The organism is uncultured Chitinophaga sp., from assembly GCF_937874145.1.
Taxonomy (GTDB): Bacteria; Bacteroidota; Bacteroidia; order Chitinophagales; family Chitinophagaceae; genus Chitinophaga.
In genome coordinates this window covers 1-8,658 of record NZ_CALNBI010000397.1, presented here as the reverse complement: position 1 = coordinate 8,658, position 8,658 = coordinate 1, and the positions used below count along the sequence as shown (strand labels likewise).

The 8,658-nt window shown below is 55.3% G+C and carries 6 protein-coding genes and 1 pseudogene; 6 read left to right on the top strand and 1 reads right to left on the bottom strand.

From position 1 onward, the window contains the following. The 6 genes from Q0510_RS19295 to Q0510_RS19270 all read left to right on the top strand — a co-directional run. Window positions 1-449, top strand: a 449-nt coding sequence (locus tag Q0510_RS19295; protein ID WP_298715427.1) for an isoaspartyl peptidase/L-asparaginase, incomplete at its 5' end; no start/stop codon positions are given. 330 nt (window positions 450-779) lie between these two features. Beyond that, complete coding sequence (locus tag Q0510_RS19290; protein ID WP_298715425.1) at window positions 780-3,932, top strand: SusC/RagA family TonB-linked outer membrane protein; 3,153 nt, start codon at window positions 780-782, stop codon at window positions 3,930-3,932. A 24-nt stretch (window positions 3,933-3,956) separates the two neighbouring features. Next, window positions 3,957-5,486 (top strand): RagB/SusD family nutrient uptake outer membrane protein, encoded by a 1,530-nt coding sequence (locus Q0510_RS19285; RefSeq protein WP_298715423.1) that lies wholly within the window; start codon window positions 3,957-3,959, stop codon window positions 5,484-5,486. Window positions 5,487-5,496: 10 nt separating this feature from the next. Continuing rightward, complete coding sequence (locus tag Q0510_RS19280) at window positions 5,497-6,147, top strand: hypothetical protein (protein ID WP_298715421.1); 651 nt, start codon at window positions 5,497-5,499, stop codon at window positions 6,145-6,147. 12 nt (window positions 6,148-6,159) lie between these two features. Beyond that, a complete protein-coding gene (locus Q0510_RS19275; RefSeq protein ID WP_298715419.1) occupies window positions 6,160-7,155 on the top strand; it encodes a DUF5007 domain-containing protein in 996 nt (331 codons plus the stop codon). A gap of 80 nt (window positions 7,156-7,235) precedes the next feature. Then, a complete protein-coding gene (locus Q0510_RS19270; RefSeq protein WP_298715416.1) occupies window positions 7,236-7,937 on the top strand; it encodes a DUF92 domain-containing protein in 702 nt (233 codons plus the stop codon). On the opposite strand, the pseudogene Q0510_RS19265 reads toward Q0510_RS19270, so the two are convergent. Next, window positions 7,934-8,658, bottom strand: a pseudogene (locus Q0510_RS19265) (hypothetical protein); the annotation flags it as partial. The gene Q0510_RS19270 and the pseudogene Q0510_RS19265 overlap by 4 nt on opposite strands.

Genomic DNA, 8,658 nt, shown 5'->3' with positions numbered 1-8,658 from the left:
CTGCGGCGAGGCTGGGGGCGGAGCACCGCGATTATAAATTCGGGACGGTGGGCGCTGTGGCGCTGGACAAACAGGGTAACCTGGCGGCGGCGACGTCTACCGGTGGTATGACCAACAAACGGTACGGCCGCGTGGGAGATGCGCCGGTGATCGGGGCGGGCACTTATGCCGATAACGCTACCTGCGCCGTTTCGTGTACGGGTTGGGGTGAGTATTTTATCCGGCTGGTGGTCGCCAAAAGCGTTTGCGACCTGATGGAATATAAAGGAATGAGCATCCGCGACGCGGCGAACGAATTGATTATGAAGAAAGTACCTGCACTGGGAGGCGACGGCGGCCTGATCGCCATCGACCGGCAGGGCCGCATCGCCATGCCTTTTAATACCGCCGGCATGTACCGCGGTGCTATCAAGGAAAACGGCGAAGTCGAGATCCATATCTTTCGGTAGAAAGTCATTGCATTGTCATGCATAGATATTTGAGTTGATATTAGATTCACGCTTTCTGATAGTATATTAAAGTACGAAAAACTCGTTTTTTCACTTTATTTTGTGTATTTTATGTAATAAATTGAAAATCAGGTTGATACATCATTTTGGATAATTGTTGAAACAGGTAAACTAATCCTGATCGAAGAAATGTAACGAGATTATCACGAATACTTGGAGGTATTTTTAACAAATATTTAAAACTTATACCTTTCCATTATACAGTTTGCAAAGAGATGTGCACATCCTTGCAACTTTTTCATCGTTACACGTTTTATCAATCAAGATTGTATGACCAAGAAGCTACTCTTTTTGTTGGTCCTGCTATGGGCAACCTATGCCGTTGCCCTGGCTCAGGACCGAAAGGTGTCCGGTACAGTGAAGGATGCCAAAGGGGAGGCACTGCCAGGTGTCTCCATCAGGGAATCGGGTACCAACAACGGTACCGCCTCTGACGCCGAGGGGAAATTCTCGCTGACCCTCAAAAGCGCCAATCCCTCCCTCGAATTTACTTTCATGGGTTACGCTAAAACGGTCGTGAAAGCCGACCGCGATGTAATCCGCGTCACCATGCAGGCCGACGCCCAGAGCCTGAAAGACGTTGTGGTGGTAGGTTACCAGACCATGACGCGTAAAACCTCCACCACCGCCATTTCCTCCGTGAAAGGCGACGTAGTGGAAAACCTGCCCGCGCCCAGCTTTGAGAACCTCCTGCAGGGGCGCGTTACCGGCGTGAACGTGCAGAACTTCACCGGCGAGCCCGGCGTCCGCAATACGTTCGTGATCCGCGGCAACTCCAGGGTCAATCTCAACCTCGACGAAGCCCGCGCCCTCAGCACCCCGCTCTATGTGATCGACGGCGTTCCCATGAACGTAGACGACATGATGGGTTTCGACGGCACGCAGACCAACGCCATCGCCGGCCTCAACCCTAACGACATCGAAGACATGCAGGTCCTCAAGGACGCCGCCGCCACCTCCATCTGGGGATCCCGCGGCGCCAACGGCGTCATCGTCATCAAAACCCGCCGTGGCAAGGAAGGCAAACCGGAATTCCGCCTGAACTATTACCATGGCATCGTTTCCCGCCCCCGCCTCCTCGAAACCGTAACAGGCACCGAGGAAAGAAGACAGAAACTCGACATCCTCAAGGAATACGGCGGATATGCCAACCAGGCGAAACTGCCCGTGGTGCTGACAGACAGCCTCAACCCCTCTTTCAACAACGCCGTAGACTGGCAGGATATGTTCCTCCGCTCCGGCAACATGGGCAATGCCGACCTCGCAGTCAGCAACGGAACCGATAAAATGAATTATCGCATCTCCGCCAACTACTACAACGAAGACGGCGTGGTGCGCAATACCGGCTTCAAACGCTACGCGCTGCGCGGCAACCTCAACTTCAAATTCTCCGACAAGCTCAGCGGTTACACCAACCTGAGCCTCAGCCGGATGGACCGCAAGCGCGGCCTCGGGAAAGACCGCTACGAGTCGCCCCTCCCGATCGATCTTCACGCATTGCCTTCTTCACTGCTATACATTACGCCCCAGAAAGCCAAAGCGTATACCGATCAGTACGACAAGCTCCGCGACGTGAACATCAACGACCAGATCGTTGCTTCCCTCGGGCTGACGTATAACATCGTCAAAGGACTGGAATACCGTTTCATGGGTTCCGCCAGCGTCAACAACAACAAGCGTGAATATTTCATGCCTTCCGACCTGGATGCCGACGGTGTGAACCGGGCTACTTCCTTCAACGGCGGTTACAATACTTATTTCGTGGACAACGCGCTCAGCTATCGCCAGACCATTGCGAACGACCACCATGTATACCTGACAGCCGGGCAGAGCTTCCAGCGCGATATCGGTACCAAGATGGAGGGGACCGGTTACAACCTCCCCAGCGATGATATCAAGGTGATCGGGAACGTGGCGCAGCAGGACAAGCGCGTGTATTCCGATTACAGCGCATCCAGCCTGCTGTCGTGGATCGGGCAGGTGCAGTACGATTACAAAGAGCGTTACCTGCTGTCGGGCAGCTACCGTGCAGATGCCTCCTCGCGTTTTGGCCCGAACAGCAAATGGGGTAAATTTTATTCGGTGGGCGCCGGATGGGTGCTTTCCGAAGAGCCCTTCTTCCAGCCCCTTACTTCTGTCGTGAGTTACATGAAATTCCGCGGTAGCTATGGTACCTCGGGTGAGCAGTTCTATGAATTCTACGCGCCCTACAACCGTTTCAACATCCCGGGGTACTATAACGGCACCGCCGCTTACCTGCCTGATTATGAAAACGGGTATGGCATCACGAAGAAAAATTTCACCTGGTCGAGCAGCCGCCAGTTCAACATCGGGTTTGAAACGTTCCTGTTCAAAAACAACCGCATCAACCTGACGGTGGATTACTACGAGAAAATGGCCGGCCGCGACTTCAACACGTTTGCCATGCCTTTCTGGGCGGGGTACAACAAGCTGACGGCCAACTACGACATCAACGTGCGCAACCGCGGGTTCGAGGTAGCCGTTATCACCAAAAACCTGCCCGACAACTCGAAACTGAAATGGAGCACGAACCTGAACTTCTCCATCAACAAGAACCAGATCACCAAACTGCCGTATAACAACAAAACGTTCTACCAGACCGACAACTTCGGGATCGGGCGCGAATTCACCATCGGCAAGCCCATTTATGTGATGGCGCAAATGCTGTATGGCGGCGTGTATAACAATTACAACGAGATTCCCTTTAACCCGGTGAACGGACAGATGATCACGTACTTCAAAACATACAACAAAGTAATCCCGGGTTACCCGATCTGGCACGACCTGAATGGCGACTGGGATGTATGGTCCGATGAAGACCGCGGCGATCCCTACGGCGACCTGGCGGCTACCGGCAATCCGAACCCTTACCTGACGGGCGGTTTCGTGAATGATTTCCAGTATAAGAACTGGTACCTGTCCATCGCTACCACCTTCACCCTCGGCCGCGATATCATCAACATGCAGATGTCGAACGAATTGGACAATACCTTCCGCGGCGGCGACCAGAGCTTTGCCGCGCGCCGTTTGCCGAACCTCGACCGCCTGAACTACTGGAAGCCTTCGGAGCTGGCGCAGAAAGGGGAGGACTACAAAGCGGATTACCCGGCGATGAGCCCTTACGGTTACTTCTACCAGTACCTGCCTTTCTCGACGATGTTCAACGAAAACGGCAATTACCTGAAAGTGAAGTTCATGACCCTCGGTTACAGCGTTCCCGGCCAGGTGACGCGCAGGCTGAAGGTGTCCAACATCCGGGTTTACGGAACGGTAGACAACCTGGTGATGTTCCAGGCGGCGGATGTGCCCGATGCGGAGCAGGTGAATGTGTTCGGCGTGTACAACGGCTCGGGATTCCCGATCCCGCGCAAGTTCACCATGGGCTTGGATGTTAAATTCTAATGGCAAATCTTGAAAAGTAAAGCAATGAAAAGAATCAGTATATATGCATGTCTCCTCGCGATGCTGGCCGTAGTGCCCGGTTGCCGGAAGTACCTGTATGAATCGCCCATCAACAACTCGTACGACGAGATTTTTTGGGTGAACGAGAAGGCGGCCGACCAATCGGTGGCGGGCGCTTACCACCTGCTGCGCGAAGCAGTGCGCAACGAGAACGCTTTCTTTACCTTCAGCGAGCTCGCGGCGGATATTTATACCAACGGTGAGTGGAATTACGCATCGCTGATCCGCGGAGGCAATTTCCGGTTTGGATACGCCCCCTACCTCGAAGGTTCCCTGTGGGACTGGTCGCGCTTCTACGACGTGATCGCCCAGGCGAACCTGGCGCTGGAGAAAATCCCCACCATCCCGGAAAGCGGCTGGGAGGACATTTCGCGGCGCGACCAACTCCGCGGGGAAGCGTTTTTCATCCGGGCGTATACGTACTTCCAGGTGTTGCGCACCTGGGGTGAGCCGGTGATCCGCCTCAGGCCCCTCCAGGAAAGCGAGCTCGATAACCCGCCCAGCATCGCCCGCAGCACGGATGCGGAAGCGATCAAGGTGATCCGCCAGGATATCGACAGCGCCCTTGCATACCTCGACGATACCCATCCCGAAGGCGTGGTTCGCGCAGGCAAATATGCCGCCTACGCCCTGAAAGCCCACGTGGCCGCCTGGGCACATGATTACGCCACGGCGCTCACTGCAGCCGATGCCGTGATCAATTCCAACGAATTCGCATTGGCGAAGGATGCCGCGGAACTGAAGAAGCTCTGGGACGGCGGTTCCTCCGAATCCATCTTCGAGCTGCCCATGCTCTTCAACCCGACTTTCGACGAGTCTTCCGGGTTTTTCAATTCCATCCTGCAGGTACCTGTAACAAAAGACCACAACGGCATCAACAAGCTCATCCTCGCCAGGGTGGTAAAAATGACGCCGGAAGTCGATTTCTATAAAGACATGACGCCGCTGTTCCCGGATACCACCACCGACCTGCGGTTCCGCGATCTCATCTTCCGGGATTACCTGATCAAGGTGAATCCTGATGATATTACGGATACGACCTGGACGCCCAATAAATTCATCCTCACCAAATACAGCAACGTCAGCTTCAGGGATCCGAAAAACGAAGTGGGCCTTTATGCCAACAACAACCTCGTTTTATTCCGCCTCGCCGATATCGTGCTGCTGAAAGCCGAAGCCCTCGCCAATCTCAACCGCGAGGCCGAAGCCCTCAGTACCGCGTACACCGTGGCCGACCTCCGCAAAGGCCGCCACTACGATCCGGCGATCGATGCGTCCGTGAAGGATTACCTGCTCGACGAGCGGCACCGCGAGCTCCTCGGCGAAGGCGCCAGCTTCTACGACCTCATCCGTACCGGGCTGCTGACCGAAAGGATTGCGGTGTACAAAGGCGAGCGCTGGGAGCAGAAGGGTTATTACTGGCCTATCAACATGCGCGCCCTCAAGCCGAACAACGACAAACTCACCCAAAACTATTACTGGGCCACCCACTAAAACCATGCACATGAAAAAGATCATCGGAATCATCATCATAGCTGCCGGCGTTTTCATGACGGCATGCAAAAAAGACGACTATATCGTTGGCGGCGGAACACACAACGCCAAAGTGGATATGACCACGCTGGATTACCTGCGCAAGAACCCCTTGTTCGACACGCTCTGCCTCCTCATCGATAAAGCCGGCATCCAGGACGTCGTAAACGAAAGCGGGATCAGCTTCTTCGCGCCCACCGACTATCACATCCAGAAGCAGCTCAGCGCCCGTCATGCACAAGTGCAGGCCATGGACGCCCGTAAATCGTATACCATCGACACGCTGATCAAATACCATCTCCAGGGCTTCAGGGATTCTATCCGCATCCACATCGTGAAAAGAAGCCTCCCGTACAGCGCGCTCAAGGAAGAACGGCAGGCCATGCCTACGACTTTCCCCGGCATTGATGCTGAGGTATCCTACCGCGAAGTGAAATCCGAGCAGCTCGGGTACAACCCCGCAACGGGCATCTACCCCAGGATCGTATACTACCGGATCGGCAACATGGAAACGTACTGCCAGACTTCCGGCATCATCACCAACACGGGAATGCTCTTCGTGCTGCAAAACCCAGGCGGGTACGAAAGCGGCAATCCTTCCCTGTATTTCGGAACCAATTAAAGTATGCCTGACATGAATTTACGCAAGATCAAATATATACTGGCAGGGCTTTTCGCCGCTTCGCTGATGGGTGCCTGCAAGAAAGACGAGATCGGTTACATGAGCGATAACCTCTACTACGAACTGAACCCCGTCGTGATTCCCAAAGGATGGGAATACCGCGGCATCGGCGTAAACCCCGACGGCTCCACGCGCCCGCTGAACTTCAAACTGGTGCATGTGTACGACAAGGCCACCGGCAAGAATATGGACGAGCTCTTCCTCAAACGCTACCCCATGGTAACCTGGAAAGCCGCCCTGAACTTCACGCTGGATTCCACCAAGGAAAAAATCCTGTCCAAAATGCAGATGGTGGATGCCTACCCGGTGAACATCGAGCCTACCAGCGGGCAGATCTACACCAACTATACCACTGACAACCTGCCTTCGGGGCATTACGTATTCGACCTGGAAATTTCCAACGTCAAAAGGACGAAGCTGTACCCCAGGTTCGGCGAGTTTATCCTGAAAGACACGGTGGCCTTCCAGGACCTGAAAGCCATGAACGGCGCCTATTCCAACCCACTGATGAAGCAGGGGCAGGAATCGGTGACCAAAGGCCAGGGCGCGGAATCTTACAGCATCGACATCAAGCGCGAAGTGTCTGACGAGTTCAACATCACGCTGTATTTCCTCGACAAGCACGGAACGCCGTTCAACCCTAAGCGCGGTGAAGTCCTGAAACGCCCCAGCGGCAGCACTTTCCTCCAGACTTTCGAGACCTATACCGTAAAACCGGATATGTTCGACGACAAGCTGGTGTATCCGGTGTTCCAGTCGCCGTTCCCCTTCGTCAGCGCCGGCAACGGTTTTAACGTTTACTACCGGATCGCGGCGGATGCCTGCATCTACGATGATCCCGCGTACAATGGTTACCATTCCAACCCGCGTTTCATCCAGCGTTTCTGGAAGCGGGGCAAGTACACGGTAACGATACAGCTGAAGAACGTGACGCGCAAACCACTGTAGACATTTTTTACTGACAATTGATAATGATGAATCGGAGGCTGCCTCTTCTGGGGCGGCCTTTTTCTATTACCTTTGCCGCTATGCCGGAATATATCCTCGTTATTGCCGCCCTTTGCGCCGGAGCCTTCGCGGCTTACCGGCTGGGCAAACTGACCCGGGCGGGCGCCGTGGCCGCGGGGTTGACGGGGATCATCGTTTTCTTCGGAAGCGGGTATTTCGGCCTGGCGGTACTTTTCGCATTTTTCGGGATGGGCGTCGTCGCCACGGCACATGGCAAAGCCCGCAAAGCGGTTGGTGGCGGCGCGCAGCAACGGCGCAACGCCGGGCAGGTGTTCGCCAACGGCGGAATGGCGGCTTTGTTATCGCTGCTGATGGCGGCGGGAGAGGGGCCTGTGTTGCCTTATCCTATCATGCTGGCCGCGGCCCTGGCTTCCGCTTCAGCGGATACGGTTTCTTCTGAGCTAGGCACCCTGTACGGCCGGCGCTTCATCAATATCCTCACTTTCCGGCGCGAAGCAAATGGCCTCGACGGCGTCGTGAGCCTTGAAGGCACCCTCGCGGGTATCATCGCATCGGCCGTTATCGCCAGTATTTATTCCGCCTTCGGCGGAGGTTTGACGGGTGGGCTGATCATCACCGCTGCCGGCACGACCGGCAACCTGGCGGACTCCATCCTCGGCGCCACGCTGGAACGGAAAGGCATTATCCGCAATGATGCGGTGAATTTCATGAATACGGCCATCGCGGCGCTCGCTGCCTGGGGCTTATGGGCGGCGGTTTAAGGTTTGTGCCAGATCTGGTAAATGGTTTCTTCGAGATTGAGGCCCTCCGGGCACTGCGGTGACCTGGTGTTGCCGCGGTTGCGGGTCATGGGTTTCCCTCTTTGCGTGGTGATTACGCGGGAAACGGGCATTTGCAGGAATCCGTTGCTGTCATTCTTTTTCAGCCAGTCGTATGCATATCGCAGCCATTGCTGGCGGTATTTTTCGGGTTGAAGGCAGAACCACGAAATTTCATCGTACCCCCAGATGTAATGTGAAGTGGTATCCGCCACGCCGGGCGTTCTGCTGATGCCGAAGTTGTCGAATTCCACGAGGTACGGCAGCGACGCGCAACGCCAGCCCGATGGCGTTTGCCCGCCTTTGCTGCGGCGGTACAATGCGTCGAGGTAGCCGGCTTGCAGGTAGCCTTCCATCGGCTTTCCCACCACCGGTTTGATCCGCAGCGGGAAGGAATTGAAATCGAGCAGGCTTTTACCTTTAGCCACCATTCCTCCGTCCGGCGTGTGCGCATCCAGCAAAATCCAGCCCCGCCGGGTGTTGGTCCTGGCGAATTTCCGCACCTTCACCAGGAAGGCGTCCCAGGCCGCCCAGTCCCGGTCGGCCATTCCCATGAGGCTGACCTGCCCGATATGGATCGCCTCGCAGCCCAACCGCATATATGTTCCACACAAATACAGCAACCATAACTGCGATTCGGAGCGGGAGATATCTGGAACACTGC